This is a genomic window from Azospirillum fermentarium, assembly GCF_025961205.1.
Classification (GTDB): domain Bacteria; phylum Pseudomonadota; class Alphaproteobacteria; order Azospirillales; family Azospirillaceae; genus Azospirillum; species Azospirillum fermentarium.
This window is the reverse complement of the sequence record NZ_JAOQNH010000001.1, coordinates 1,579,446-1,606,017: the sequence shown is the minus strand read 5'-3', so window position 1 is coordinate 1,606,017 and position 26,572 is coordinate 1,579,446. Positions and strand designations below refer to the sequence as shown.

At 65.4% G+C, this 26,572-nt stretch carries 21 protein-coding genes; 8 read left to right on the top strand and 13 right to left on the bottom strand.

Annotated features, from left to right (window positions below):
* The first annotated feature begins 50 nt into the window (after positions 1-50).
* Both M2352_RS07700 and M2352_RS07695 read left to right on the top strand, forming a co-directional pair.
* On the top strand, positions 51-1,202 hold the full coding sequence (locus M2352_RS07700; protein WP_264663909.1) for a hypothetical protein: 1,152 nt from the start codon (positions 51-53) through the stop codon (positions 1,200-1,202).
* Positions 1,203-1,310: 108 nt separating this feature from the next.
* On the top strand, positions 1,311-1,772 hold the full coding sequence (locus M2352_RS07695) for a ferritin-like domain-containing protein (RefSeq protein WP_264663908.1): 462 nt from the start codon (positions 1,311-1,313) through the stop codon (positions 1,770-1,772).
* 93 nt (positions 1,773-1,865) lie between these two features.
* On the opposite strand, the gene M2352_RS07690 is transcribed toward M2352_RS07695, so the two are convergent.
* The 3 genes from M2352_RS07690 to M2352_RS07680 form a co-directional block, all read right to left on the bottom strand.
* On the bottom strand, positions 1,866-2,078 hold the full coding sequence (locus M2352_RS07690) for a hypothetical protein (RefSeq protein ID WP_264663907.1): 213 nt from the start codon (positions 2,076-2,078) through the stop codon (positions 1,866-1,868).
* Positions 2,079-2,296: 218 nt separating this feature from the next.
* Entirely contained in the window at positions 2,297-3,493 is a 1,197-nt protein-coding gene (locus M2352_RS07685) for a PP2C family protein-serine/threonine phosphatase (protein ID WP_264663906.1), read from the bottom strand.
* A 161-nt stretch (positions 3,494-3,654) separates the two neighbouring features.
* Positions 3,655-3,969, bottom strand: a complete 315-nt coding sequence (locus M2352_RS07680) for an STAS domain-containing protein (RefSeq protein ID WP_264663905.1) — start codon at positions 3,967-3,969, stop codon at positions 3,655-3,657.
* Positions 3,970-4,313: 344 nt separating this feature from the next.
* Here M2352_RS07680 and M2352_RS07675 point away from each other — a divergent pair, with 344 nt between their 5' ends.
* The gene (locus M2352_RS07675) at positions 4,314-4,730 is read left to right on the top strand and encodes an HRDC domain-containing protein (RefSeq protein WP_264663904.1); all 417 of its coding nucleotides are present in this window, start codon (positions 4,314-4,316) and stop codon (positions 4,728-4,730) included.
* A gap of 99 nt (positions 4,731-4,829) precedes the next feature.
* On the opposite strand, the gene M2352_RS07670 is transcribed toward M2352_RS07675, so the two are convergent.
* From M2352_RS07670 to M2352_RS07645, 6 genes are all read right to left on the bottom strand, one after another.
* Positions 4,830-5,054, bottom strand: coding sequence for a hypothetical protein (locus tag M2352_RS07670; RefSeq protein ID WP_264663903.1), 225 nt, complete (start codon positions 5,052-5,054; stop codon positions 4,830-4,832).
* Positions 5,055-5,258: 204 nt separating this feature from the next.
* The gene (locus M2352_RS07665) at positions 5,259-8,624 is read right to left on the bottom strand and encodes a response regulator (protein WP_264663902.1); all 3,366 of its coding nucleotides are present in this window, start codon (positions 8,622-8,624) and stop codon (positions 5,259-5,261) included.
* Between the two features lie 538 nt (positions 8,625-9,162).
* Positions 9,163-11,103, bottom strand: coding sequence for an ATP-dependent zinc metalloprotease FtsH (gene ftsH / locus M2352_RS07660; protein WP_264663901.1), 1,941 nt, complete (start codon positions 11,101-11,103; stop codon positions 9,163-9,165).
* 113 nt (positions 11,104-11,216) lie between these two features.
* Entirely contained in the window at positions 11,217-12,548 is a 1,332-nt protein-coding gene (gene tilS, locus M2352_RS07655; protein WP_264663900.1) for a tRNA lysidine(34) synthetase TilS, read from the bottom strand.
* A 13-nt stretch (positions 12,549-12,561) separates the two neighbouring features.
* Positions 12,562-13,470: a tol-pal system protein YbgF gene (gene ybgF / locus M2352_RS07650; RefSeq protein WP_264663899.1), complete on the bottom strand. Its 909-nt coding sequence runs from the start codon at positions 13,468-13,470 to the stop codon at positions 12,562-12,564.
* Positions 13,471-13,664: 194 nt separating this feature from the next.
* Positions 13,665-14,300 carry an ATP-dependent Clp protease proteolytic subunit gene (locus M2352_RS07645; RefSeq protein WP_264663898.1) on the bottom strand — a complete coding sequence of 212 codons (636 nt, stop codon included), beginning with the start codon at positions 14,298-14,300 and terminating at the stop codon, positions 13,665-13,667.
* A 223-nt stretch (positions 14,301-14,523) separates the two neighbouring features.
* On the opposite strand from M2352_RS07645, the gene M2352_RS07640 reads away from it, so the two are divergent.
* The 4 genes from M2352_RS07640 to M2352_RS07625 all read left to right on the top strand — a co-directional run bounded on the left by M2352_RS07640 (position 14,524) and on the right by M2352_RS07625 (position 20,293).
* Positions 14,524-15,384, top strand: a complete 861-nt coding sequence (locus tag M2352_RS07640) for a glycosyltransferase family 2 protein (RefSeq protein ID WP_264663897.1) — start codon at positions 14,524-14,526, stop codon at positions 15,382-15,384.
* Positions 15,385-15,456: 72 nt separating this feature from the next.
* Positions 15,457-15,852 (top strand): hypothetical protein, encoded by a 396-nt coding sequence (locus M2352_RS07635; RefSeq protein WP_264663896.1) that lies wholly within the window; start codon positions 15,457-15,459, stop codon positions 15,850-15,852.
* Positions 15,853-16,068: 216 nt separating this feature from the next.
* Positions 16,069-17,205: an efflux RND transporter periplasmic adaptor subunit gene (locus M2352_RS07630; RefSeq protein ID WP_264663895.1), complete on the top strand. Its 1,137-nt coding sequence runs from the start codon at positions 16,069-16,071 to the stop codon at positions 17,203-17,205.
* A 4-nt stretch (positions 17,206-17,209) separates the two neighbouring features.
* Positions 17,210-20,293 (top strand): efflux RND transporter permease subunit, encoded by a 3,084-nt coding sequence (locus M2352_RS07625; protein ID WP_264663894.1) that lies wholly within the window; start codon positions 17,210-17,212, stop codon positions 20,291-20,293.
* A gap of 150 nt (positions 20,294-20,443) precedes the next feature.
* On the opposite strand, the gene M2352_RS07620 is transcribed toward M2352_RS07625, so the two are convergent.
* The 4 genes from M2352_RS07620 to M2352_RS07605 all read right to left on the bottom strand — a co-directional run bounded on the left by M2352_RS07620 (position 20,444) and on the right by M2352_RS07605 (position 24,975).
* Complete coding sequence (locus M2352_RS07620) at positions 20,444-21,589, bottom strand: hypothetical protein (protein ID WP_264663893.1); 1,146 nt, start codon at positions 21,587-21,589, stop codon at positions 20,444-20,446.
* Complete coding sequence (locus tag M2352_RS07615) at positions 21,576-21,950, bottom strand: hypothetical protein (protein ID WP_264663892.1); 375 nt, start codon at positions 21,948-21,950, stop codon at positions 21,576-21,578. Before M2352_RS07615 ends, M2352_RS07620 begins: the two co-directional genes overlap by 14 nt.
* 539 nt (positions 21,951-22,489) lie before the next feature.
* On the bottom strand, positions 22,490-23,515 hold the full coding sequence (locus M2352_RS07610; RefSeq protein WP_264663891.1) for a hypothetical protein: 1,026 nt from the start codon (positions 23,513-23,515) through the stop codon (positions 22,490-22,492).
* Between the two features lie 170 nt (positions 23,516-23,685).
* The gene (locus tag M2352_RS07605; RefSeq protein WP_264663890.1) at positions 23,686-24,975 is read right to left on the bottom strand and encodes an NAD(P)/FAD-dependent oxidoreductase; all 1,290 of its coding nucleotides are present in this window, start codon (positions 24,973-24,975) and stop codon (positions 23,686-23,688) included.
* Between the two features lie 178 nt (positions 24,976-25,153).
* On the opposite strand from M2352_RS07605, the gene M2352_RS07600 reads away from it, so the two are divergent.
* Entirely contained in the window at positions 25,154-26,497 is a 1,344-nt protein-coding gene (locus M2352_RS07600) for a glutamine synthetase family protein (protein WP_264663889.1), read from the top strand.
* Positions 26,498-26,572 lie beyond the last annotated feature (75 nt).

Below are 26,572 nucleotides of genomic sequence, written 5' to 3'. Positions count from 1 at the left end.
AGGATCGAATCGGGCCATGGATGGCCGCATTGCTGGGTCAGGTGGGTACAATGAACGCCGTCGTTGGCAAAAGCTTTTCTCCGCTGCTGGATTCCATTCTCTACGGCGGGTCCAGCGTGTCGATGAATCTGGCGTTGCTGTCGCGGGAGGCGAAGCCGGAAACCCGGCTGTTCACGTCGCACGCCCTGAACGGCGCCATGCTGTTCAAATACCCCAACTTCCCCGACCGCATGCCCTCCGGCGGCCTGTTCGACGGGGGGGACATGGATGATTTCCGTCCCATCGAAACCGGCATCTACATCCCCTATGACGGCCGCCGCCCGCGGGAGGGCGGCTCGGCCATCTATCTGCGGCAGAAGAACTGCGACGTGCTGCTGCAGGATTATCTCGGCATCTGGGCCGAAAGCGGCAACGAACGGCTGCGGCGCGACATGGACCTGCTGCTGATGCTGGACCATGTGCCGTCGCTGGACCCGTTCCTGGTCAAGGATTACCTGGACAGCCAGCAGGTGGCCTATGACCCGTCGTACCTGCAACTGAACGAGAAGGAGGTGGCGCTGATCCGCCAGATGATCTCCGCCAAGATCGGCGAGATCATCGACAAGGCGTTCGCCGCCGGCAAGCGCCCGGCCACCGACCGCGAGCGGGTGGTGTCGGCCCTGTGGAACCCCGCCCTGCCCGAGGCGCGCGACTTCATCGCCGCCTTCGGCATCGGCGAAGGCGACGCGCCGGTGGTGTTCGCCGCGTGGAAGGGCATCACCTTCTATCAGGTGCAGTTGCGCGGCATCGCGCCCAAGGTGGCGGAGATGATCCGCTGGTTCTCCTCACGGGATGCGGTGCCGTTCGACGCGTCGATGAACCGCACCTACATGGACCAGCTCACCATGTTCCGCGAACGCATCGTCGCCCGGCTGAAGGCGCAGGTGGACGAAACCCGCGCCATCATGCACGAGTACGACGGCGCCCATGCCGCGTTCCTGGGCGGCAAGCCCAAGCGGCTGATCCAGTTCCTCAAAGGGGCGCGGCGTACCTATTGGGTGCTGGCAAGCTGCCTGTCGGCGCTGAACAGCAGCGCGTCGATCTTCTCCGCCGACGTCAAGCCGTCGCGGGGCAACCGGCTGAGCTTCGAGGAAAGCACCCAGATGTTCCAGAAGCTGGACATCGTGCTGGCCCGCAAACGCGAGGTGCCGGCCAGCTTCTGAGGAAAGACCCCTTCCAGCCGGTGGCTTTACCGCTGGTGCGGCATGGCCGAAAGGCGTATAGATGGTTGGACACCCAATCCATCCCATCAACAGTCAGCGCGCCCCGCCATGAACGATATCGCCGAGTTTCTCGCCCACGCCGTCGCCCTGGAACAGGAAGCCGCGGAGCGTTACGCCGATCTGGCCGAGTCGATGAAGACCTACGGCAACCGCGACGTGGCCGGCTTCTTCTCCAAGATGGCCGAATATTCGCGGATGCATCTGGCCGAAGCGCGCAGCCGCACCGCCTACCGCGACATCCCCGTGCTGACGCCCGAGCAGTACCGCTGGCCCGAGGGTGACAGCCCCGAAGCGGCGTCGATGGAAGCGTCCCATTACCTGATGACCACCGACTACGCCCTGGAACTGGCGCTGGAGGGGGAACGGCGCAGCCAGGCTTTCTACGCCGACATCGCCCGCGACACCGCCGACCCCGAGGTCCGCATGATGGCCGAGGAATTCGCCGCGGAAGAGGCCGACCACGTGAAGCAGCTTGAGATCTGGGCCGCCCGCTACGCCAAGCAGGGCTGACCCCTTGGGGAGCATCCCAACGAAAACGCCCCGGTCCTGACGGCCGGGGCGTTTTTATTCGGTGCGGTGCCGGCGCCGGTGCGCCGGCCACGGTCACTTGGACAGGTCGGCGTAGCTGATTTCGTACACCTTGTCCGCCGGCTTGTAACCCTTGAAGGCCGCGATCACGTCATCCACCGACACGCCGTCGGGAACGTTCAGGATTTCATAGACCACGGAATCGCCGGTGGTGGGGCCGACGTCGGCGGAACGGTGCGCCTTGGAAATCAGACCCTCGCGGGCAACCTTAATCATGATCGAAGCCATGCCATTCTCCTCGTGTCTTCTGCTTGCTCAACGCATCGCCGTGGCCGCCATCCGGGACCGGCGCACCGGGTCACGGAGCCGGACGGTATAGCCGGAAATATAATATGGTTATCTGACGGTTCGCCAGAGATACCATTCCGCAATGCATCAATCAGCGCAGAAAAGTACGAAAAAGGCCAAAGCCCGACCGCCCCGCCCGGCCATTGCCCGCCCATCCCTCAGCGGCGGGTGATCCACACCGCCGTCAGGTCGTCGTGCAGCCGGTCGCCGTAGCGGGAGGCCACGGTGTCCAGCAGACAGGGCAAGGGGCGGGCGTGGTTGCGGCGAGCGGCGTCGGCCACAAGGTTCAGCAGGCCATCCTCCCCCATCATGCAGCCGAACATGTCCTGCGCCTCGCTCAGGCCGTCGCTGTAGAGGAACAGGCTCTCGCCGCGGCTGAACGGCACCACGTGATTCTCGAACGCCGCCTCGTAAAAGGCGCCCAGCAGGAAACCGCTGGCATCCAGCGGCCGGAAACCGCCGCCGGTCCCGAGAATGGGGTTGGGCGCCCCGGCGGCGGAATAGGTCAGCAGGCCCGTGGCCCGGTCGATGATGCCGTAAAAGGCGGTGGCGAACTGCCCCACCGGCAGGATCTCCTTCAGCCGCTGGTTCAGCAGCGTCAGCAGGGCGGCGGGATCGGCCATATCCGTGGGGGCCAGGCGCAGCAGCAGCGTGTGCAGGCGAAAGGCGTTGATGGCCGCGGTGATGCCGTGGCCGGAGAAATCGGCGACGAACACCGCCAGCCGCTCGCCGTCCAGTTCGAACAGCGACCAGAAATCGCCGCCGATCTCGTCCGACGAGCGGAACGCCGCGTCGATCCACATGGCGTGCCGTTCGCCCACCGCCGCCACATGGGCGGTTTCGGGAACCAGGGCAAGCTGCATGTCGCGGGCCTGCATCAGTTCGCGCTCCACCCGTTCGCGGAAGCCGCGCAACTCGTGGATCAACTGCCGGCGCTCCAGGTGATAGCGCACCCGCGCGATGCATTCGCCGGGGTTGACCGGCTTGCCGATGATGTCGGTGGCCCCGGCCTGGAAGCACACGGCGCGGAACTGGTCCGACGGCAGCCCCGTCTGCATCACCACCGGAAGGTCGCGCCACCGCCGGTCGTCGCGCAGGCGCCGGCACAGCGCGATGCCGTCCAGCCCCGCCATGTCGCAGTCGATCACCACCATGTCGGGGTTGACCGTTTCCAATGCTGCCATGATCTCGTCGGTTTCGGTCACCGCATCGACGCGGCGGATGCCGGCCCAGGTGAGGAAGCGGGTCAGCGTGCGGCGGTTGAAGGTGTTGTCGTCCACGATCAGCACCCGCTGCCCATGCAGCGGAATGCCGGGATCAAGACCGTACAGCGAATGGGACGCGGAAACGGGCATGACGGACCTGCCGTGCTGGGGGGAATCGGGGCGGTGGTGGGTGTCGCCCTGCCCGGCCGTCAACGGGTGGGGCGGGCCATCCGGGGCATGCCGGCGCCGCATACGGGCACGGACGGTGCGCCACATGGGGCGCGGCAGGGCACGCAGGGCGGTCTTCAGCATCAGTCGGTGATGTCGAACATGCGGTGGAACTTGGCGACGGTGATCAGCCGCTTCACCTCGTCCCGCGCCGCGCGGATGGAAAACTCCAGGCCGCGCTTCTGCGCGGTGTCGCGGGCGATGATGAACATGCCCAGGCCGGAGGAGTCGATGAACGCCAGCTCCGACAGATCGAAGATCATCCGCTGCCCCGCCGGTCCGTCGAAGGCGGCGATGACGCCGCGGAATGTCTCGTGGTCGGCGAAGGTCATGCGCCCCGACAGATAGACGACCGTGGTATCGGGTGCCTCGGCGTTCTTGCTGACCCGGTAATCCATGATGGCTCTCGTCTGATTGGCTGCACGGCGATCCCAGAAATCCCATCCCAGGATCACGCACAACTTAACACGAGCTTCTGCACCGCGTCATTCACTGTAAAGTGTCGTTTTGATGACAGCCGTGCAATGCCTCACCGTTTCTTCACCATCATCGGCCAACATTTTAATATTGCGGTAAGGATAGAAAGATCGGCTCCCGCAGTGGTTTCCTTCTTTATGCACCATCAGCATAAGCGGCAGTTGCAGGACGCGGTGCAAAGCGTCACATTTCAGGGCGATGGCCGCTGCGCGCAACCCGGCGGGGTGGCCTTTCCGCTTCTGCCACGAGATCCGGTCCGACCATCATGACCCTGGAAATCAAGACCTTCTCCATTCCCGACGACCAGCCCGACGGGGCGCAGGCGGACTTGGCCGCGTTCCTGCGGACGGTGGAGGTGTCACGGATCGACACCGCCTACGCGCCCGGCGCGTGGCGGGTTCTGGTGCTGTATCAGGATCTGCGCCGCAAGGAGGAATCCCAGCAGATCGAGGCGTCGATCGCCGCCGCGCTGGGCCTGTGGCGCGACCGCACGGCCACGACGGAAGACTTGAGCCGCGATGCCGTGCTGCCCGACGATCTGCTGCAGGAAATCGCCCGCTTCGCCCCCACCACGGGGCACGAGCTGTCGATCATCCTCGGCACCCGCAGCAGCGATTTCGACGCCCGTGCGCCGGAGATCGTGCAGGTGGTCCGCACCACGCTGGAAGAGCTGATTGATTAGGGTGTGATCGGTTCACACGGAATCGTTTGAAGCGTAAATCACACGGAAAAACCAAAAGCTGAGGGTGCTTCCGATGCTCCGGCAAGCACCGGAGGCGCCCTAAATCCCGTCCTCGGGCGGCGGGATCAGGCCGTTGGCATGGAACAGCATGCGCACCACCTGACGGCAGGAAAAGCCGCGGTCGCAGCCCCTGCAATCCTGCCGCCCGCCGCAGAAGCCGGCTTGGAGCGCCCGCAGCCGGGCGCACAGCGTTTTCCGCACATCCGGTTCCAGGCCGCTGGTCTTCGTGATGGTGGACAGCGCCTCTTCCAGCACGCCGCACACGGGGGGATCACCGGTTTCCTCCCCGTAAAGCGCTCCCCCTCCGCACGTCCCTGTCTTGTCCATAACCGCCCACGCCCCCGTTATCGGCGGAGAGCATCCTAGGGACGGCTCATGTCTCCCTTATTTCGGTAAGGTCATTCCCAAAATTCAGATGGGAAACAAACATCACGGGAATTACCGGATTTTCATCCCGAACGGAACGTGTCACGCCGGAATGGGAATGCCGGCGTAAGCCGCGGCGGAGGCGATGGCGGTCCGGTGCAGCCGGACCACGTCGCCGCTGACCGCCGCCGCCTGATCCCGGTTGCCCTGGCGCGCCGCCGTCAGCAGCGCATCCGCCGCCCGGCACAGGGGCATGGCCCCCAGATTTCCCGCCACCCCCTTCAGCGTGTGGGCCAGTTGCCCGGCCTTGGACAGATCGCCGTCGGCCAGGGCGTGGACGATGCCATCTCCGGTTCCGGCACAGCTCTTGACGAATTCGGTCATCAGAAGCTTCAGGAAATCCCGGTCGCCGCTGGCGCGCTCAAGCGCCATCTCGGCGTCGAATCCCGCCAGCTCGGCGGGTGGCGGCAGCGCGGGCATGGGTGCGGGCACGGAACAGACGGCACGCGGCTTGCCGCGGGTGAAGTGCAGGATCACCGACAAAAGCCGGTCCAGGTCAAGCGGCTTGCTGACATGCTCGTTCATGCCGGCGGACAGGCAGCGCTCCCGGTCGCTGGGCATGGCGTTGGCGGTCATGGCGATGATCGGCAGGGCCGTTTGGCCCAGGGCATCGCGGATCATCCGGGTCGCCTCGTACCCGTCCATGCCCGGCATCTGGATGTCCATCAACACCAGATCGAAAGCTTCGGGGAAGGTGGCGAGCTTTTCCATCGCCTCCATCCCGCTGGACGCGGTTGCCACGGCGGCTCCGGCGGTTTCCAGGATGCGGCGGGCGACCATCTGGTTGATCGCGTTGTCCTCCACCACCAGGATCGACAGCCCCGTCAGGGACGGATGGCCGGGAACGGAGCCGGCGTCACCGGCCGCCGGGGACGGCTGACGCCCGGCGGCGGAATGGAACAGCGCCGCCACCGCGTCCATCAGCCCGGAGGGCATCACCGGCTTGGTCAGAACCATGCCGATGGCCGGATCGTTGCCGACGGCGGCGCGCACCTGTTCCTGTTCGAAGGCGGTGACCACCAGGATCACCGGCATTTCCGACGGCGCCCAGCGCTCCTTGACGACATTCAGCACCTCGTGCCCCCCGGCCCCCGGCATCAGCCAGTCCAGCAGGATCAGGTCGAGCCGCTCCCCGTCGCGGGCCAGGCGGTCAATGGCGCCGATCGCCTCCCAGCCTGTGGATGCCGTCACCGCGTCCCACCCGAACGACCCGACCATGGTGGACAGCACGTCGCGGGCGGTGGCGTTGTCGTCGGCGACCAGCACGCGCAGGCGGCGGGAAATGGCCGGCAGAACCGCTGCCGGCGGCGCCGTGTCCTCGTTCCCCCGGCCGAAGCGGACGGTGACCTGAAACAGGCTGCCGTGGCCGGGTTCGCTGGTGACCGTGATGCGCCCGCCCATCAGCGCCACCAGACGCTGGGTGATGGCCAGCCCCAGCCCGGTGCCGCCGAAGGTGCGGGTCGTGGTGCTGTCGGCCTGGGTGAAGGCGTCGAAGATGGTGGCCTGCTGTTCGGGCGAGATGCCGATGCCGGTGTCGCGCACGGTGAAGGACAGCTCCACCGACGCGCCGTCCTGGCTGGTGGGGGTGACGGACAGCACCACCTCCCCCTCGTGGGTGAACTTGATGGCGTTGCTGGCAAGGTTCAACAGGATCTGCTGCAGCCGCAGCGGGTCGCCGATCAGCGACAGCGGCGTGTCGGGGGCGATGCGGAACAGCACCTCCACATTCTTGCCGCGGGCGTTGGCGGCGGTGATGGTGGCCAGCGTCTTCATCATCTCGTCGAGCCGGAAGGGCACCGCCTCCAGCTCCACCCGCCCGGCCTCGACCTTCGAGAAATCCAGGATGTCGTTCAGGATGCCCAGCAGCGACTGGGCGGAAATCTGCGTCTTGCGGGCGTAATCCCGCTGCACCGGCGTCAGGTCGGTCTGCTCCAGCAGATAGACCAGCCCCAGGATCCCGTTCATCGGCGTGCGGATTTCGTGGCTCATGTTGGCGAGGAAGGCGGACTTGGCCTGGCTCGCCTGCTCTGCCGCGCTCTTGGCGGCGCGCAGGTCGGCATCGGCCTGTTCGCGTTCCAGCATGCCCCCGACCCAGCGGCCCAGCAGGCGCATGAACTCCAGATCGCCGTGATCGAACACACGGGCCGACGGCTCGCGGGAGATGAAGCCGACGGACCCATAGACCGAACCCCCGGCCATCACCGGCACGCCGATGTAGGATTCCATCCCGAACACCGTGTAGCCGGGGTGAGCGGCCCACGGGGATTGCCCCATGTGGGAAATCGCCACCACATCGCCCTTTTCCAGGGCCAGCGCGCAATAGGTATGGTCCAACGGCAGCACCATACCGTTCGACAGCCCCAGGTCCGCCGAGGCGGCATGGAAACGCACGGTGTACTGGTTGCCGTCCACCCGCCCCAGCACCCCGGCGGCCAGCCCCAGTTGCCGCCGGCCCACATCCAGCGCCATCGTCAACTGCAGCGCGATGTCCTGATGGGGCAAGGCGGCGATATCGTTCAACGCCCGCAGGTTTTCGGTATGGCGCTGAAGCGTGCGCGAGCGGTCCAGCAGCGAGCGTTCCGCCGAGTCCCGTTCCGCCTCGCGCTGGCGCAGCAGGTTGGAAGCGCGGGCCATTTCCTGCGCCACCTCGTCGGCTTCGCGCAGCCCCAGGGGGCGGAAGGCCACCGTATCCCCCCGGCCCAGCGCCGCCGCCGGCTCCAGCAGTCCGCGGATGGCCCATGCGATGCGCCCCCCCAGCAGCACCGCCAGCGCCACGCTGGTCAGCGACACCGCCGCAGCACCGCCCAGACTCCACAGCAGCCAGCGGCTGAGCTGGCTGCCGATGATTTCCGCCGGGGCCCCGATCACCACCGTCCACCCCGACCGCGGGTTGCGGCTGTAGGTCAGGAACAGCGGCATCCCTTCCACCGACGTGACGCTCGCCGCACCCTCCGGTTCCCGCTGGATCTGGGCGAAGAAATCGGCGTCGGTGGGTTTGGCCACCGCCTGTTCCGGCTTGAAGGTGCGGGCGGCGATGATGCCGCGGGTGTCGAGAAGCCCCCCCAGCCACCCGTCCGGCAGGCGCTGGCGCAGCAGGATTTCCCCCAGCCGCACCGCGGGAATCGACATGCTGAGAACATAGATCACCCGCCCGTCCCGCATCACCGGCAGGTCGATGGACACCAGCGGGCGTTTGCTGATGGAGCCGATGTAGAGATCGGATACGGATGCCTTGCCGGTGGCGAACACCCGTTCCACCGACTCCGGCGAGCCCCGCCGGGGCAGCGGCTGGCCGAACTCGCGGTAGGTGTTGACCAGTTGCTGGGCGCTGACATCGGCCAGGATGATGTTGACCGGTTCCCCGAAATGCTCCACCACCTGCCGCGCCTGGGTGTGGAACCGGGCCATATCCCCCTGCTCCAAATAAGGCGACGAGGCCAAGGCGGCCAGAATTCCCTTCACCCCTTCAAATTCTATATCAACGGCAAGCGATAGGGCGCGGGCCGTTTCAAGCATTTGCTGTTCGAGAAGAACTTTCTTATCATGATAAGAGTTATGAATCATGATGCCGGCGATGATCCACGCAGGCAAGGCGCAGGCGATTGCCAGCCACGCCAATCGTGTGCGGATCGTCTTCTGCCCCGTCATTCCGGCAAACCTTGTTCTATTGATCAAACAACGTAAACGGCACAGGTTTCAAACAAACGTCACCGTATCGATGTCTGTTGAAATAACAATATTTTCCATCCCTTTTTGCACACGAACAGAAAAAGTGCAAGTTTTCCTTAGATTAAAGACTATTGGGTTATTTTGTTGCAGCAGAGCATCCGCTTCATTTCTTCGGATAAATTTATTAAACTTTTATTATTTTGCCATGAAAAAATCCCCCGCCCAACGGATCGGGCGGGGGATTTCGGCAACCAGCGATGGGAGGGAACGCCGGATATCAGGTTCCCTGGGGTTCCGGGTCCAGCCCGGCATCCTTGCCGGTGCTGGGCGGAACCGACGCGCGGCGCCCGCCCGAGGTGGGCTGCTTGGGCGGGGCGAAGCTGTCCACCTTGCGGCCTTCGTCATCACGGATGATCGGCTCGCCGTCCATCAGGCGGCGGATATCGTCGCCCGACAGGGTTTCATACTCCAACAGCCCCTTGGCCAGGGTGTGAAGCTGGTCGATGTTCTCCGTCAGAATGCGGCGGGCCTCCGCGTAGCATTCATCGACGATGCGGCGGATTTCCTCGTCCACCGCCTGGGCGGTGTGGTCGGACATGTTCTTGTGCTGGGTGACCGAATGGCCCAGGAACACCTCCTGCGTCGGCTCGCCGTACAGCAGCGGCCCCAGCTTGTCGCTCATGCCCCATTCGGTGACCATGCGGCGGGCCATTTCGGTGGCCATCTTGATGTCGCCCGACGCACCCGTGGTGACCCGCTCGCGCCCGAAGATCAGCTCCTCGGCGATGCGGCCGCCCATGGCGACGCACAGATCGGCGATCAGCTTGGCCTTGGACAGCGAGATGCGGTCCCCTTCGGGCAGGCGCATCACCATGCCCAGCGCACGGCCGCGGGGGATGATGGTGGCCTTGTGCACCGGATCGCTGTCGGCCTGATGGATGGCGACGACGGCGTGACCGGCCTCGTGATAGGCGGTCAGCTTCTTCTCGTCCTCGGACATGACCATGGAGCGGCGCTCGGCCCCCATCATCACCTTGTCCTTGGCGTTCTCGAACTCGCTCATGGTCACGACGCGCTTGCCCAGGCGCGCGGCCAGCAAGGCCGCCTCGTTGACCAGATTGGCCAGATCGGCGCCGGAGAAACCGGGGGTGCCGCGGGCGATGATGCGGGCGTCCACGTCGGGGGCCAGCGGCACCTTGCGCATGTGCACCTTCAGGATCTTCTCGCGGCCCAGCACGTCGGGGTTGGGCACCACCACCTGGCGGTCGAAGCGGCCGGGGCGCAGCAGCGCCGGATCCAGCACGTCGGGACGGTTGGTGGCGGCGATCAGGATCACGCCCTCGTTCGCCTCGAACCCATCCATCTCGACCAGGAGCTGGTTCAGGGTCTGCTCGCGCTCGTCGTTGCCGCCGCCCAGGCCCGCACCGCGGTGACGGCCCACGGCGTCGATTTCGTCGATGAAGATGATGCAGGGGGCGTTCTTCTTGCCCTGCTCGAACATGTCGCGGACGCGCGACGCGCCGACGCCGACGAACATTTCCACGAAGTCGGAGCCGGAGATGGTGAAGAACGGCACGTTGGCTTCGCCCGCCACCGCGCGCGCGGTCAGCGTCTTACCCGTGCCGGGGGGGCCGACCAGCAGCACGCCCTTGGGGATCTTGCCGCCCAGGCGCTGGAATTTCTGCGGGTCCTTCAGGAACTCGACGATTTCGGTCAGTTCCTGCTTGGCCTCGTCGATGCCGGCCACGTCGTCGAAGGTGACGCGGCCCACCTTTTCCGTCAGCAGCCGGGCGCGGGACTTGCCGAAGCCCATGGCCTTGCCGCCGCCGGACTGCATCTGGCGCATGAAGAAGATCCACACGCCGATCAGCAGCAGCATGGGGAACCACGACAGCAGCACGCTGAACAGCGACGGCACGTTGCTGTCGTCGGGCACGGCGCTGATGCGCACGTTCTTCTGCGTCAGCCGCTCGACCAGATTGGCTTCCGACGGGATGTAGGTGCTGAACGAACGGCCGTCGGTGAAATGGCCGTTGACCTGATTGCCCTTGATGGTGACATCGGCCACCTGTCCGCGATCGACCTCGGCGATCAGCTCGCTGAACGGAATGGTGGCTTGCGGGCTGCGGGTGGATGAGCTCTGGAACAGGTTGAACAGAGCCACCAGCAGCAGCCCGATGATGATCCAGAGCGCGAGATTTTTGCCGAAGTTGTTCACGTTTCACGCCTTTCTGCGAACCCAGCGCTGATCGGTGCCTTACAGATCCGAAGGATCATCCAAACTGTGGACGCCGGTGGATCATCCCCAATCCCACGGGTCTCTCCGCCAGATTAGATAATGCCGCCCCCGCCTGAAACAACTGGAAAAGCGGGACCGGCCAGCGGCACGGCGGGGGTAAAGAGCACGGCGGCCATGCCCTCCCCCGTTCCGCCGGCCTCCCCTCCCCCGAAATGGGGCACGGCAACCACCCTTTCCCCCCGCCACAGGGCCGGGAGCGTCAGCCGCACCGGCTCCGGCAACGGAGGGGACGGCACCCCGCCCTGCCCCTTCACCTGCGCCCAGCCGGCGGCCCCCAGAGCCGCCACCGTCACCCCGTGCCCGAGTCCCGCCGCCGCCGTCACGGTGAAGCGCCCGTCCCACAGCACCCGCCCGCCGGGCGGCAAGGGAAGCCGCCCTCCGGCTGCCGCCGGTTCGCGCACCACCAGCAGCCCGCCGCCGCGCACCAGCACGCGGCAGCCGGCCAGGGTGGCGCCCTTCCCCGCCGCCCCCGGCCGGATGGCGGCCAGCAGCCGCTCCAGCCGGTCGAGCCGCGGAGCATAGGCTCCCCCGCCCACCGTGACCAGGGCACGGGCCACGGCACGGCGCGCCATCTCCTCCGGGGCGGCGGCCAGGGCGGCGGCGTCCAGACGGATCCAGCCCTCGGGCCGCACGGTGGCGGTGCCGGCCAGCAGGCCGGTGGTGAGGGTGTCGAGCGTGTTGCGCACCTGGGCGGCGCGGCGGGCGGTGCCGCACAGCCGCTCCGCCGTCAGCCCTTCCGCCGCCAGCGCTTCCCCGGCGGCGCGCAGCCGCCCGCGGGCATAGGCCGGGGAACGGTTGGAGGGGTCTTCCACCCACCCTTGCCCCAGCGCCGCACAGGTGGCGGCAAGCTCGGCGTGGGAGACGTCGAGCAGCGGCCGCAGCACCCGCACGTCGGCGCCCCAGCGTATCGGCGCCATGCCGGCCAGCCCGTCGGGACCGCTGCCGCGCGACAACCGCATCAGCACGGTTTCCGCCTGATCGTCGCGGTGGTGGGCCAGCAACAGATGAAGGATGCCCGCATCCCGGCAGGCGGCGGCCAGCAGAGCGGCCCGCGCCTCGCGCGCGGCATGCTGGATGGCGGCGGCGGGCTTGTCCCCGTCCCACCGCAGGATCTGGTGGACGATGCCGTGGGCGGCCAGCCAGCGGCCCACCTGCGCCGCCTCCCCGGCGGATTCGGGGCGCAGGGCGTGATCGACGGTCAGGGCCAGCACCGACCCACCGCGGGCCGCGGCCCAGCCGTGGGCCAGCAGGACCAGCGCCAGACTGTCCGCCCCGCCGGACACGCCGACGGCGACGCGGGGAGCGGGTTCGAAGCCGCCCAGCCGGTCCATGCGGGCGGCGAAGGCATCCGCCGCCAGCGGCACCCCGCCGGTCACCTTACGACGGGCAGTTCAGGCGGCGCTGTTCCGCCTCCGCCCGGCGCTTCACGCTGGCGGCGGCGGTGGGGAATTTCTTGTTGAGCTGGGCAAAGGCGGTGCAGGCCTCGGTCTTCTTGTTGAGCTGGCCCAGCGACATGCCCAGCTTCAGCAGATTGTCGGCGGCCTTGGCGTTCTTGGGATACTTCTGCATCCCCTCGGCATAGGCGACGGCGGCCTCGGTGTACTTCTTCTGCACGAAATAGGTTTCGCCCAGCCAGAACTGGGCGTTGCCGGCCAGATCGTTGCCCTTGTTCTTGGCGACGAACTCCTGCAGCGCCTTTTCCGCCTTGTCGTATTCCTGGTTGCGCAGGAAGGCGAAGGCGTATTCGTACTGCTTTTCCGGCGGGCCGGACGGCAGCGCCACGGGGGCGGGCTTGGCGTCGGCCTTGGCGGCGGGAGCCGGCTTGTCCGCCGGCGGCTCGCGGTCGCCGCCCTTCGGCTCCGCCGCGGCCTTGGCCGCCGGGGCCCCGGGCGCCACCGCCGACAGGCCGCCGCCCTTGCCCGACTCCAGGCTGTTCAGGCGGAAGTCGATGTCGCTGTTGATGCGCTCCAGCCGGTCCTTGAGCTGGGTGACCTGATAGCCCAGTTCCTCGTTGCGCCCGTTGACCTCGGCGATCATGCGTTCCAGCCGCTGGAGCCGCACCTCGAAATCCGCGGCGAGGGAGGAGGACAGCTCGGCCACCTGCACAGGCCCGCCCATGGCCGCGGCGGTCCCCTCCAGCCGTTCCAGCCGCTGCCATTGGCCGGCGTCCTGGGCCAGGACCGGGAACGCGGCGGCGGCCAGCGCACCGGCCAGGACATGCCGGGAGACGGCGCGGCGCAGGATGGCGGCGGAGCGGCGGCGGGCTGGGGACGATTGGGTGTTCATCGTTCTCGCTTCGATGTCGGATCGGCCACGCCGGGGCGGGGAAGGCGAAGAGGCGGGACTGTGGCGGGGCAACGGGGCGAAAATATGACGAGAGGCCGCCGGCTGAGAAGCCAAAAAGCTCAAGCAGCGCCGCAAACGCGACGGGCGGCGGGAAACCCCGCCGCCCGTCGCCCGTTTCCGGTACCGGCCAAGCCTCAGACGAGCTGGTCGGCGGACTCGATGATGGTGCGGACGATGCCGTAGTCACGCGCCTCGTCGGCCAGCATCCAGTAGTTGCGGTCGGTGTCCTTCTCGACCTTTTCCAGCGGCTGGCCGGTTTCGCGGGCGATGATGGCGTTGAGCCGCGCCCGCATGCGGATGATCTCCTTCGCCTCGATGGCGATGTCGGTGGCACGGCCGCCGGCACCGCCCAGCGGCTGATGGATCAGGAAGCGGGTGTTGGGCAGGCAGAAGCGGTTTTCCGGCTTGGCCGCCAGGAAGATGTGACAGCCGGCCGACGCGACCCAGCCGGTGCCCAGCATCTTCACCTCGGGCTTCACGAACCGGATCATGTCGTGGATGGTGTCGCCCGCTTCCACATGGCCGCCGGGGGAATTGACCACCACGCGGATGGGGTCGTCGCTTTCGTGCGCCAGGGCCAGAAGCTGGGCGGTGATGCCCTGGGCCAGTTTCATGTCGATCTGGCCGAAAATCAGGACGGTGCGCGCCTTGAAGAGCGACTGCTGCACCGCTGCGAAGGGGGCCGGGGCCTTGTCCTTCGACTTTTCATCCGGTTCGCTGCCCGGTTCGTTCGGATCTTCTTCGTCCAAACGGGTATAGGCGTGCGCCATCGTCGTCCGTCTCCCTGGTTTCCGGCGGCCGTGCGCGGGAACGCACGGGGCGAATCTCCACATAGCCCGTATTGGCGTCCGGTTCAACGGCTTGGCCGCCACTTTTTCCGCACCGCCACCGAATGCGCGTGTACTGGCGCACCGGACAAACCTACTGCCGGTTGACACGGAACCTGTGCTGTGGCGCCATGCAGCGTGACGAAACGGCGGAGATCGGCGGGCCATGAGCGGTGTCAGCGTCATCATTCCCGCATACCGGGCCGAAGCGACCATCGGGCGGGCCGCCGCCAGCCTGCTGGCCCAGACCCATCCCGCGTGGGAGGCGCTGATCGTCGCCGACGACGGCGCCGACTACGCCGCCGTTCTGGCGGGCGCGGGAATCGCCGATTCGCGCTTCCGCTTCCTCACCACGGGCCGAATCGCCGCCGGGGCGCCCGCGGCGCGCAACGCCGGGCTGGCCGCCGCCGCCCTGCCCCTGGTCGCCCCCCTGGACGCCGACGACCTGTACCACCCCCGCCGGCTGGAAACCCTGGTGCCGCTGGCGCTGGAGCATGGGGCCGCCGCCGACAACGTGGCGGTGGTGCGCGACCGCGACGGGGCAGCGCTGGGCACCCTGTTCGCGCCGTCCGCCGGGGTGCGGATGCTGGATGCGGACGGGTTCCTCGCCACCTCGGTCCCGCTGTTCCTGATGGTGGCCCGCCGCCTGTGCCCGCCCTGGCCCGAGGACATGCGCTTCAGCGACGACGTGGTGTTCAATCTGCGGGTGCTGGAGCGGACGGGGCGCCTGCCCGTGGCCCTGGCCCCGCTCTACGAATACCGCCAGCGCGACGGCTCGATCACCGTGGGCGACGACGCCGCCGAACGGGCCGACCGCGATTACCGCCACATGCTCGACCGGCTGGAACGGGACGGGCTGGGGCTGACCGACGGGGACCTGCGCCGCCGCACCGCCGACGCCATCCAGGCCAAGCGGGCCCTGAACGCCGCCTTCAGCACCGCCCATCAGGCCGGACGCGTTACCACCTTTCAGGAATACCTCTCCACGTGCGGGAAGCTTTGCGCGATTCCTCATCCGGGTGCATGATACGCCTTCGAATGACGGACTCATGACAGTGCGCCCGGCCGTCCGAGCGGCGGTGGCGGGCGCGTGCCGGCGATGGACGATCCTTTCTCATCCCCCTCCTTCTCCACGGGCAAGTACTGGCTGAAACGGGCACGCATTCCCGCCGTGCGCCTTCTCCCGCCCCTGCCCGCCCCCCCTGACGAGGATGGCTTCTGCCTGTGCGACGTGCGCATCGAATGCGGCGCCGTGCGGGCGGTGCTGGCGGCGGGGGAATCGCCGTGCTGCTGCCGCGGCGTCGATCTGGACGGGGCACGGGTCTGCCACCTGTCGCCCGAGGCGCCGATCCGCCCCGGCGTCACCGCCGATCTAACCATCGACGGCGGCCCCGGACGGCGGGTGCGGCTGCGGGCCGGGGCCATCGACGCCGCCGGCCCCTATGCCGTGGCCTGCGTCTGCACCCCGCCCCGCTGCGGCCCGGCCCGGCGCTGACCGGGGCGCCGCCCCTCATCCCCCCTCTCCCGGGGCGTGAGAGGGGGGGCGTGAGCGGGGGATGGATGCGGCCTTTTCCAGACCGTCAATTCTCTCGACAGCCGCGGGTGAACTGAACGATATAGTTCAGTCCGCTTCCGGCCCGGTGGCCGGCGGCGTCTGCAACCGTACAGTGCCGCCCATCCCCGGCGGCCGATTCCGGCTGGAACCCGTCCCATGCGCCATCCGCTCCGCATCGCCCTTCTCCTCGTGCTCCTGGCCTTGGGCGGGGCCGGTTACTGGTATTTCATCGACCAGAGCGGCACCGTCGGCCAGTTGCTGGCCCTGGCGAAGGGGGGTGGCAAGGATGCGGCGGTACCGGCGGCCCCTGCGGCGGGGACACCCCCCGCCCGCCCGATGCCGGTGGAGGCGGTGAAGGTCAAGGTCGGCGCCGTCACCCGCACGGTCACCGCCGTCGGCTCGCTGATGTCCAGCGAATCGGTGGTGATCCGGCCGGAGGTGACCGGGCGCATCACCAACATCGCCTTCAGCGAAGGCGAGCCGGTGAAGAAGGGGGCGGTGTTGATCCGCCTGGACGACGCGGTGGCCCGCGCCACCCTGGCCCAGGCCCAGGCCAGTCTGGTGTTCTCCCGCGCCGACCTGAACCGGGCGTCGGAACTGTTCCGCCAGAGCTCCGGCACCGCCAAGGCGCGCGAACAGGCGCTGGCCAAGCTCCAGGCCGACGAGGCGGCGGTGCAGCTGGCCCAGGCGCAGCTCGACAAGCTGACGCTGGCCGCCCCGTTCGACGGGGTGCTGGGGCTGCGGGCCGTGTCGGTGGGCGACGTGGTGCAGCCGGGGGCGGCCATCGTCAATCTGGAAGCCATCGACCAGTTGAAGCTGGATTTCCGCGTGCCCGAGGCCTACCTGCCCGCCGTGCGCGTGGGGCAGGCGCTGAACGTGACGGTGGACGCCTTTCCCGGCCGCACCTTCCAGGGCACGGTCTATGCCATCAACCCGCTCTTGGACGTGAACGGGCGCGCGGTGGTGATCCGCGCACGGGTGCCCAACGCCGGGCTGGAACTGCGCCCCGGCCTGTTCGCCCGCGTGGTGCTGGCCCTGACCGAGAACCCCAGCGCGGTGCTGGTGCCGGAACAGGCGCTGTTCGCACAGGGGCTCCAGCAGCTTCTCTACCGCGTGGTGGACGGCAAGGCCGCCCTGACCAAGGTAAGGATCGGCGTGCGCCGCAACGGGGAGGTGGAGGTGACCGAGGGCATCAGCCCCGACGACACCATCATCACCGGCGGCCAGATCAAGATCCGCGACGGCGCCCCGGTGGCCGTGGCGGGCGCCCAGAACAAGCCGGCGGGGACGTAAGATCATGGTTCTGTCCGACATCTCCGTCCGCCGCCCGGTGCTGGCAACCGTGATGAGTCTGGCGCTGATGCTGATCGGCATCGTGTCGTACCAGCGGCTGTCGGTGCGCGAGTACCCCAAGATCGACGAGCCGGTGGTCAACGTCACCACCACCTACCAGGGTGCGTCGGCCGAGATCATCGAATCCCAGGTGACCCAGCCGCTGGAGGAATCCCTGGCGGGCATCGAGGGCATCGACGTCATCTCCTCGGTCAGCCGGGCGGAGAAGAGCCAGATCACGCTGCGCTTCCGCCTGACCCGCGACGTGGACGAGGCGGCCAACGACGTGCGCGACCGGGTGGGCCGCGCCCGCGGCGTGCTGCCCGACGCCGTGGACGAGCCGATCATCGCCAAGGTGGAGGCCGACGCCCAGCCCATCATCTATCTGGCCTTTTCCAGCGACCGCCATTCGCCGCTGGAGGTGACCGACTTCGCCGACCGCTATGTGAAGGACCGGCTGCAGAACCTGCCCGGTGTCGCGGAGGTGCGCATCTTCGGCGAGCGCAAGTTCTCCATGCGCATCTGGCTCGATCCCCAGCGCATGGCCGCCTACAACATCACGCCCCAGGACGTGGAAAACGCGCTGAAACGGCAGAACGTGGAGATCCCGGCGGGCCGCGTGGAAAGCGTGGCGCGGGAATTCACCGTGGTGTCGGAAACCGACCTGCGCACGCCGCCCGAATTCGACCAGATCATCCTGCGCGACGAATCGGGCTATCTGGTGCGCCTGCGCGACGTGGGCCATGCGGAGCTGGGCGCGCGGGACGAGCGGGTCAGCGCCCGCTTCATGGGAAAGAGCGCGGTGGCGCTGGGCGTGGTGAAGCAGTCCACCGCCAACCCGCTGGAGGTGTCGGCGGCGGTGCAGGCCAACCTGCCCCGCATCCGCGAGGTGCTGCCCGAGGGGATGGGCGTGGATGTGGGCTATGACAGCTCCATCTTCATCGACAAATCCATCGACGCGGTGTTCCACACCATCTTCGAAGCCATCGTGCTGGTGGTTCTGGTCATCTTCTTCTTCCTGCGGTCTCTGCGGGCGACGCTGGTGCCGCTGGTGACCATCCCGGTGTCGCTGATCGGCGCGTTCGCGCTGATGTACCTGTTCAACTTCTCCATCAACACCCTGACCCTGCTGGCCATGGTGCTGGCCATCGGTCTGGTGGTGGACGACGCCATCGTCATGCTGGAGAACATCTACCGCCACATCGAGGAAGGGGTTCACCCGTTCAGGGCGGCGCTGCAGGGGTCGAAGGAAATCGGCTTCGCCGTGGTCGCCATGACCATCACGCTCGCGGCGGTGTACGCCCCCATCGGCTTCATGACCGGGCGCACCGGGCGGCTGTTCACCGAATTCGCCCTGACGCTGGCCGGCGCGGTGCTGGTGTCGGGGTTCGTGGCGCTCACCCTGTCGCCCATGATGTGCTCCAAGCTGCTGCGGCACGAGGCCAAGCACGGCGTCTTCTACACCCTGATCGAAAAGTTCCTGGTGGGGCTGACCGAGGGGTACCGCGGGCTGCTGCGGCTGTCGCTGCGGGCGCGCCCGGTGATCCTGCTGATCGGCGCCGGGGTGGCGGTGGCGAGCTGGGTGCTGGTCAAGGGCCTGCCCAGCGAACTGGCCCCCACCGAGGACCGCGGCACCATCGTGTCCATCGCCATCGCGCCCGAAGGCTCAACGCTGGAGTACACCAGCACCTATGCCCGGATGATGGAGGGCACCTTCGCCAAGCTGGAGGAGGCGGAGAAGTACTTCATGGTGGTGGGTTTCCCCGTGGTCAATCAGGCCATCAGCTTCATGCGCCTGAAGGATTGGGATCTGCGCACCGTCAAGCAGCAGCAGGTGGTGGCCGGTCTGGCCCCTAAGCTGTTCGGCATTCCAGGCGTGCTGGCCTTTGCCGTCAACCCGCCGTCGCTGGGGCAGAGTGCCACTGACAAGCCGATCAACTTCGTCATCCAGACCTCGCTGGGCTACGCCGACCTGCAGAAGATGCTGGATACCCTGCTGGCCGAGGCGCGCAAAAACCCCGGCCTGATGAACATCGACACCGATCTGAAGCTGAACAAGCCGGAACTGCGCATCTCCATCGACCGCGACAAGGCCGCCGACCTGGGCGTGGAGGTGGAAACCGTGGGCCGCACCCTGGAAACCTTCCTGGGCGGGCGGCAGGTGACCCGGTTCAAGCGCGACGGCAAGCAGTACGACGTGGTGGTGCAGGTGTCGGAGGCCGACCGCCGCAACCCCGACAGCATCGCCGCCATCTATGTGCGCGGCGGGCGCGGGCAGATGATCTCGCTGGCCAATCTGGTGAAGATCGAGGAGCGGGTGGCGCCCCGCGAACTGAACCACTTCAACAAGCTGCGCTCGGTGACCATCACCGCCACCCTGGCACCGGGCTATTCCCTGGGCGAGGCGCTGACCTTCCTGAACGGGGCGGCGGAACGGGTGCTGCCGGCGGCGGCCCAGACCGATTACGGCGGGCAGAGCCGCGAATTCCGCGAATCCTCCGCCGGGCTGTACGTGACGTTCATCCTGGCACTGGCCTTCATCTATCTGGTGCTGGCGGCGCAGTTCGAAAGCTTCGTCGATCCCTTCGTCATCATGCTGACGGTACCGCTGTCCATGACAGGTGCGCTTCTGGGGCTGAAGCTGACCGGCGGCACCATGAACGTCTACAGCCAGATCGGCCTGGTGACGCTGGTCGGCCTCATCACCAAGCACGGCATCCTGATCGTGGAATTCGCCAACCAGCTCCAGCACGCCGGCACCGAGATCCGCAAGGCGGTGGAGGAAGCGGCGGTGCTGCGCCTGCGCCCCATCCTGATGACCACGGGGGCCATGGTGCTGGGGGCGGTGCCGCTGGCCATGGCCAAGGGAGCGGGCGCCGAAAGCCGTCAGGCCATCGGCATCGTCATCGTCGGCGGCATGATGCTGGGCACGCTGCTGACCCTGTTCGTGGTGCCGGTGGTCTACAGCTACATCGCCAGGAAAAAGCTGGGGGCGGAAGACGCCCACCATGACCACCATCCGGGAGCCGCCCCGCACCCGGCGGAGTGAGGGGGGCCGTGTTGACGCGCGCCCTCTTGGACCGGGATGGGACACTATCACAATGCCCCATCCCGGCAACAATGGCGCAGGCCCCGACAGGAAAGCACCCCTTATCCAAAGTGGCGTAGCCCGCGGTGCATTGCGGTCGAGCGCCACATCTTATGTGAGAGCAACGTCACTGGGATCAGCCGGGGCAGATACGGCCCTATTGATATCAATACGAAGTTGTGCATCCGCCATAGCGAAAAGAGAGAGCAGCAAAGCTCCGATTAAGGCCCCTCCCCATATTAACCACAGCGTTGGAGAAGCAAGGAAACCAAAGAAAAAAAGATAGCAAAAATGGCTAATATTAAATATTATTAGCTGCCATGGATGACTAAATACATCTGCCATGACAATGGCCGGAACGTCTATGACCTCACCTCGTTGCCGGCGCTCAAATTGCTCGGCAAGTATTCTTCGCCTTATATTCATTTGTTCTTCAGAAAGTATCTTACTTGTTTGCACCAACCTCTCTGCAGCACCAGAATCGATCAACGACGTTATGGTTTCAGAACTGAGATGCCGTATCGCTATGTAATCAGCGATTACCTCTCCCATCAGTGGCTGTCGCTTATGGAATTGACTATAAACTGTGCGATTTACAATCACGATTCCAATAACTTGAATTAAAGTCCAGGAAAGCAGCCAAAAATTCCATTCTGAAACAATAAGTATCCAAATAATTGACAGAGATACGATCTTTAGCCCGAGCAAATTTCGCTTTGCAATAACACTATACATCCCAGCCCCATGACCTAATTCATGGCAAATCTTAAAATTAAGAACAGGATTCATTTCTTTAAAATTATCACGCAAGAATATAAAAACATCTTGAGCGATCGGCGACACATAGGCGCAGGGCGATATATTAGGCATGCCACGCCCTCTCTTCACCGTAAATACATGAACATAGTTTTTGGCAAAATAGGCAATGAATTTTTTCGGGCGAAAATAAGATGGTATCAAAAAATAAAAGTCAAAATATTTTATGAAATCCATAGAGTTTACACGAATAAATTCCGTCCCTTGGCATTTTTCTACAAAAGAAAGAACGGAAGTTTTATCAAAAAAAGAGGCTATAAATAACAGCCCACTCAATATAGAAAAAGAAATAATAAAGTATGCAATAAATACAAACGCTGCCGTTAAATTTTGATGCGCGGAAAAATAAGAGATGCCTATCACGACGAAAGGCATCTCAAGAACAGGTAAAGAAAATAAACGATGATAAATTACATTATAGAAAAATTTAATTGGATTCATCTTTAAGTCTCTTGTCGATATTAATATAAATCTCAAGCCGTTGGGCTTGAGAAAGTGAGGTACTTTTCTGGTGAACGGCAATAATGATTTTATCAATCTCGTCAGAAGACGGCTGCGGCTTCCCTTTGGCAAGACAGGCAGAAATGATTTGCCAAGCAAGCCCTACGATAGTTGCTGCATTTGCCAAGAACGCTAAAGAATCACCGGCATCCATATGAAATATGGCATTGTCATCCATAAAATCATCATGACCAAAACAAATGTCATCTAAATTTTCACTGCCAATCAGATGACAATGAACGGAAAAAGACGTAAGCAGAATTCCTTTTACAATATGGGGTTCTGGTTTATTTCCATCCATTAAATACTCCATACAAGACATATCGAGAAACCTTTCTATGGAAAAAACACGCGGGGAAATACCATCACGGAATGACGGTACATGATCGCCCTCCCCTTTGGGGCCGAGGACGACAGAATCACGTTGATAGTGCCCGAGGGCCTGTCAGGAAAAACGACACCAAGCCCCGTGGCTTCCATCGACACGATGGTGGAACACCTCTTCCCGGTTCATCCAGCCGGACGCAGCCAAGCCTCCGTCTCCTGGCCATGGATCGGTGTGGAACCCGGACAATTCATACATATTGTCGTCGATTCAGATGCTATCCACCGCTCAGGGTTTCAAGACCCGTCAGCGGCTTTTCCATTTATGACCAGCAGGACCACGAGCTAATCGTTCACAAGGCCACCACCTTGGCAGCGCCACGCGCATAGGACGAGGCAAGGCGAGAGAAGGCCCATTGGCCGTGACGGCATCACAAACCCCCGCCGGGATCCCACCGGGCGGGGGGGGGCCGGCAACGCCGGCTGAGTTCCAGACCCGTCAAGCGGCGCTTTGCGTTACTTCCGCTCCCACACCTTGGTTTCCAGATAGCGGCTCGCCAGGAAACGGTACGTCGCCTTCTGCAACTGCTCGATGGCCATGGACCGTTCGACGGGAACATTGTCCCACGCCTGGAGCAGTTCCTCCCACTCCATGAGCTGGGTGCGCAGGTCGTCGCGGATCTTGCGGATGAACGTGACGGTGGTGTCGAACGCCTTCAGCGCGCCGACGATTTCACCGGTCTGGGCGTCGGCCTGCTCGAAGATGGCGTCGTACCGGCGCAGGGGCTTCTTGATCATCCCCTGCATGCGCGCAACCTCGCTGACCAGCAGACGGTCGGAGCGATAAAGCTGCCCGATGCGGGTCAGGTTGTCGGAAATGGCGCGGATGTGCTTGAACCGGTCGCGCAGCGCCTCGATGTACGACAGTTCCTGGGCCAGATCGTCGATGCGGTCGTTGATGTACTGTTCGGCGTTGTCGGTGATGCCCAGCTTTTCCGCGATCTGACCATAGGCGCTTTTCAGCCGGCTCTTGGTCTGCGGGTCTTCGACCACCTGCTCCAGCTCGTCGAGATCGACGATAATCATTTCCGATCCGGTCACCCACGACACGAGCTGCACCGTGATGCGCCCCTTGGCGATCATCAGATGCTGCGGCTCCACCGACCACGAGGCGGAACCGTCCAGCAATTCACCGGGGATCTTTTCGCCGGGGCGGATCTGCTTCACATAGGCCAGCCCCTTTTCCACCATCTCCAACAGCTTGGCGTCGTGGGTGCCGTCCTTGATGTCGAAGGATTCCTTCAGCGTCTTGAACGGCAGCGACGCCTTCAAATCGCCCAGCGTGATGTTCAGCACCGGCTGCTTGGTGGCGGCGTCGGTGGCGAAGAAGGCGCCGGAGATGCTGAACACCTTGTGCTCGAAATCAAAATGCGTGTCGCGCGGGGCCGCCGGCGCCGCCGAATCCGTCCCTGCGCCCGCCGGGCCGCCCTCGGGCACGGGGGATCGGGCCTGTTCGGCCAGGGTCGCGTTCGAATCACTCATGCGAAGGCCATGTTATCGACATTCCATAACCCAGGATGCGGAAGATCCGTACCCGATTCCATTCCCTGTGCGCAACCCGAAGCGAGCCCGCAACACACGGCGGTCTGCGTCCCAACGTCACACTCCCGGCCGGCAGCGCTTGAATGCCGGGGTATGCCGCGGATTCCAGCTTACAGCAAATCACGCAGCCGGAACCAGAGCATCGCCAGCACCAGCGCCGGGGTGCGGGCGATGGGGCCACCCGGAAAGGCCATATGGGGTATGCGGGCCATGACGTCAAACCGTCCCGCCGTTCCATCGACCGCCTCGGCGATCAGCGCGCCGGCCATGCCGCTCAGCGCCACCCCATGGCCGGAATAGCCGTGGGCGAAATAGACGGTGGGCGACACGCGTCCGATCTGGGGCATGCGGTTGACGGTGATGGCGACCTTGCCACCCCAGCAATGGGTCAGCCGCACGCCGGCCAGTTGGGGGAACATGCGCAGCATCTTGCCCCGCAGCGACCGCGCCAGCCCCGGACGGTCCAGACCGGAATAGCTCACCTCCCCCCCGAACAAGAGGCGGTGGTCGGACGAGCGGCGGAAATAGTTCAGCACGAAATTCATATCCGACACCGCGGCGTTGCCGGGCAGCAGGGCCGCGGCCCGTTCCGCACCCAGGGGTTCGGTGGCGACGATGTATGTGGCGACCGGCATCACCATGCGCGCCAGCGCCGGCACCAGCCCGCCCAGGTAGGCGTTGCCGCCCAGCACCACATACCGCGCCCGCACCCGTCCGCCGTCCGTCTCCGCCACCGGGGCGGCCCCGGTGGCGAGCCGCCGCACCCGGCTGCCCTCGAAGATGCGCACCCCGGCGGCGAGCGCAGCGCCGGCCAGCCCCAGCGCGTAGTTCAGCGGGTGCAGATGGCCGCTGCGCCCGTCGTAGAGGCCGCCCACCACCCGCGGGCTGTCCACCACCGCGCGGGCCTCCGCCGCGTCCAGAAGGCGGGTGTGGGGATAGGCGCACGGGCCGCGGAGTTCCGCGTCCAGCTCCGCCAGCTCGTCCATGTGCCGCGGCTTCAGCCCCGCCAGCAGATAGCCCCAGGTCAGGTCGCAGGCGATGGCATGGCGGGTGACGCGGCGCTCCAGCCGGTCCTTCGCCTCCTCCCCCAGATCCCACAGGATGCGGGCGTCCCCCTCCCCCACCATGCGGGCCATGGCGGCATAGGGCTTGTTGTAGCCGGTGATGATCTGGCCGCCGTTGCGCCCCGAGGCACCCCAGCCGACCCGCTCCGCCTCCAGCACGATGACGCTGTAGCCGCGTTCGGCCAGTTCCAGGGCCGCGGTCAGCCCGGTGTAGCCGGCGCCGATCACGCAGACGTCGCACGCCTCCTCCCCCGCCAGCGCCGGGTGGCCGGGATGGGGAGTGGCGGAATCGGCGTACCAGGATGGGGCGTGGGGGGCGGGGGTCGCGTGAATCATACCGCCTGGGATAATCCCGCCCATTTGGTCCGGTCAACCGCTCCTTGGTGACGGAATATTTAAATGATGACAGAACAAAGACCCCCCTGGCGGCGCCCCCCCGTTCGGCACCATATTGTCGAAACGCGCAACGGCAAGGAGGCGTCCGCCCCGATCATGGCGGCGGGCCGATTGTTTCATGGCCTTTATGGATGACTTCATCAAAAAGAATCGCATAACCGAAGTTGAATGCCTGGTGCCCGACATGTCGGGCATTGCGCGGGGCAAGATCGTCCCCGCCGAAAAGTTTCTCCGCATCCTGCGCGATCGCGGCCTGCGGCTGCCGGAAGCCATCTTCGTCCAGACCGTCACCGGCGACTACCCGGACGACGAGGACGTCACGTCGGACGAGAATTCCGACGTCTACATGATCCCGGACGAACGCACGATCCGTTTCGTTCCCTGGTACAAGGAACCGACCGCCCAGGTCATCACCGACTGCGTGTACCACAACGGCTCACAGGTGGATTTCGCGCCGCGCTATGTGCTGAAGCGCGTGCTGAAGCTGTACGAAGAGCGCGGGTGGAAGCCGATCATCGCGCCCGAGCTGGAATTCTTCCTGGTTCAGATCAACAAGGATCCCGATTACCCGCTGGTGCCGCCGGTCGGCCGGTCGGGCCGCATCGAAAGCGGGCGTCAGGCCTATGGCATCGACGCGGTGAACGAGTTCGATCCCATCTTCGAAGACATCTACGATTTCTGCGAAGCCCAGGACATCGACATCGACACCCTGACCCACGAGGCGGGTGCCGCGCAGATCGAGATCAACTTCAACCACGGCGACGCGCTGGAACTGGCCGATCAGGCGTTCCTGTTCAAGCGCACGGCCCGTGAAGCCGCCCTGCGCCATCAGGTCTACGCCACCTTCATGGCCAAACCGATGCAGGGCGAGCCGGGCAGCGCCATGCACGTGCACCAGTCGGTGGTGGACCTGGACAGCGGGCGCAACCTGTTCGCCAACCCCGACGGGTCGGACAGCGAGCTGTTCATGGCCCATCTGGCGGGTCTGCAGAAGTTCCTGCCCTATGTCATGCCGCTGCTGGCGCCGAACGTGAACTCGTTCCGCCGGCTGGTGCCTAATTCGGACGCGCCGATCAACGTCCACTGGGGCCGCGACAACCGCACCACCGGCCTGCGGGTGCCGGTGTCCACGCCCGAGGCGCGGCGGGTGGAAAACCGGGTGGCGGGTGCCGACGCCAACCCCTATCTCGCCATGGCCGCGTCGCTGGCCTGCGGCTATCTGGGCATGTCCATGGGTCTGGAGCCGTCGGACCCGGTGAAGGGGTCGGCCTATCGCCTGGCCTACAGCCTGCCGCGGCACCAGTCGGAGTCGCTGGCGAAGTTCACCGGCTGCAAGCCGCTGCGCGAGGTGCTGGGCGAACGCTTCATCGAAGCCTTCACCTGCGTCAAGGAAGCGGAGTATCAGGCGTACAACCGCGTCATCAGTTCGTGGGAACGTGAAAATCTGCTGCTGAACGTGTAAGGCCCGACGTTCCGCAACACTTATCTGCCATGACGGAACCCGGCGGCCCCCAGCCGCCGGGTTTTTCGTGTCAGG

Coding starts and splice junctions, on each gene's coding strand:
- M2352_RS07600 (WP_264663889.1), top strand. CDS start 25,154: ATGGCCTTTATGGATGACTTCATCAAAAAGAATCGCATAACCGAAGTT.
- M2352_RS07645 (WP_264663898.1), bottom strand. CDS start 14,300: ATGGCGCACGCCTATACCCGTTTGGACGAAGAAGATCCGAACGAACCG.
- M2352_RS07615 (WP_264663892.1), bottom strand. CDS start 21,950: ATGGATGGAAATAAACCAGAACCCCATATTGTAAAAGGAATTCTGCTT.
- M2352_RS07685 (WP_264663906.1), bottom strand. CDS start 3,493: ATGCCCGTTTCCGCGTCCCATTCGCTGTACGGTCTTGATCCCGGCATT.
- M2352_RS07665 (WP_264663902.1), bottom strand. CDS start 8,624: ATGGCCCGGTTCCACACCCAGGCGCGGCAGGTGGTGGAGCATTTCGGG.
- M2352_RS07675 (WP_264663904.1), top strand. CDS start 4,314: ATGACCCTGGAAATCAAGACCTTCTCCATTCCCGACGACCAGCCCGAC.
- M2352_RS07635 (WP_264663896.1), top strand. CDS start 15,457: ATGGACGATCCTTTCTCATCCCCCTCCTTCTCCACGGGCAAGTACTGG.
- M2352_RS07620 (WP_264663893.1), bottom strand. CDS start 21,589: ATGAATCCAATTAAATTTTTCTATAATGTAATTTATCATCGTTTATTT.
- M2352_RS07690 (WP_264663907.1), bottom strand. CDS start 2,078: ATGGCTTCGATCATGATTAAGGTTGCCCGCGAGGGTCTGATTTCCAAG.
- M2352_RS07640 (WP_264663897.1), top strand. CDS start 14,524: ATGAGCGGTGTCAGCGTCATCATTCCCGCATACCGGGCCGAAGCGACC.
- ybgF (WP_264663899.1), bottom strand. CDS start 13,470: ATGAACACCCAATCGTCCCCAGCCCGCCGCCGCTCCGCCGCCATCCTG.
- M2352_RS07625 (WP_264663894.1), top strand. CDS start 17,210: ATGGTTCTGTCCGACATCTCCGTCCGCCGCCCGGTGCTGGCAACCGTG.
- M2352_RS07605 (WP_264663890.1), bottom strand. CDS start 24,975: ATGATTCACGCGACCCCCGCCCCCCACGCCCCATCCTGGTACGCCGAT.
- M2352_RS07680 (WP_264663905.1), bottom strand. CDS start 3,969: ATGGATTACCGGGTCAGCAAGAACGCCGAGGCACCCGATACCACGGTC.
- M2352_RS07610 (WP_264663891.1), bottom strand. CDS start 23,515: ATGAGTGATTCGAACGCGACCCTGGCCGAACAGGCCCGATCCCCCGTG.
- M2352_RS07700 (WP_264663909.1), top strand. CDS start 51: ATGAACGCCGTCGTTGGCAAAAGCTTTTCTCCGCTGCTGGATTCCATT.
- M2352_RS07630 (WP_264663895.1), top strand. CDS start 16,069: ATGCGCCATCCGCTCCGCATCGCCCTTCTCCTCGTGCTCCTGGCCTTG.
- M2352_RS07695 (WP_264663908.1), top strand. CDS start 1,311: ATGAACGATATCGCCGAGTTTCTCGCCCACGCCGTCGCCCTGGAACAG.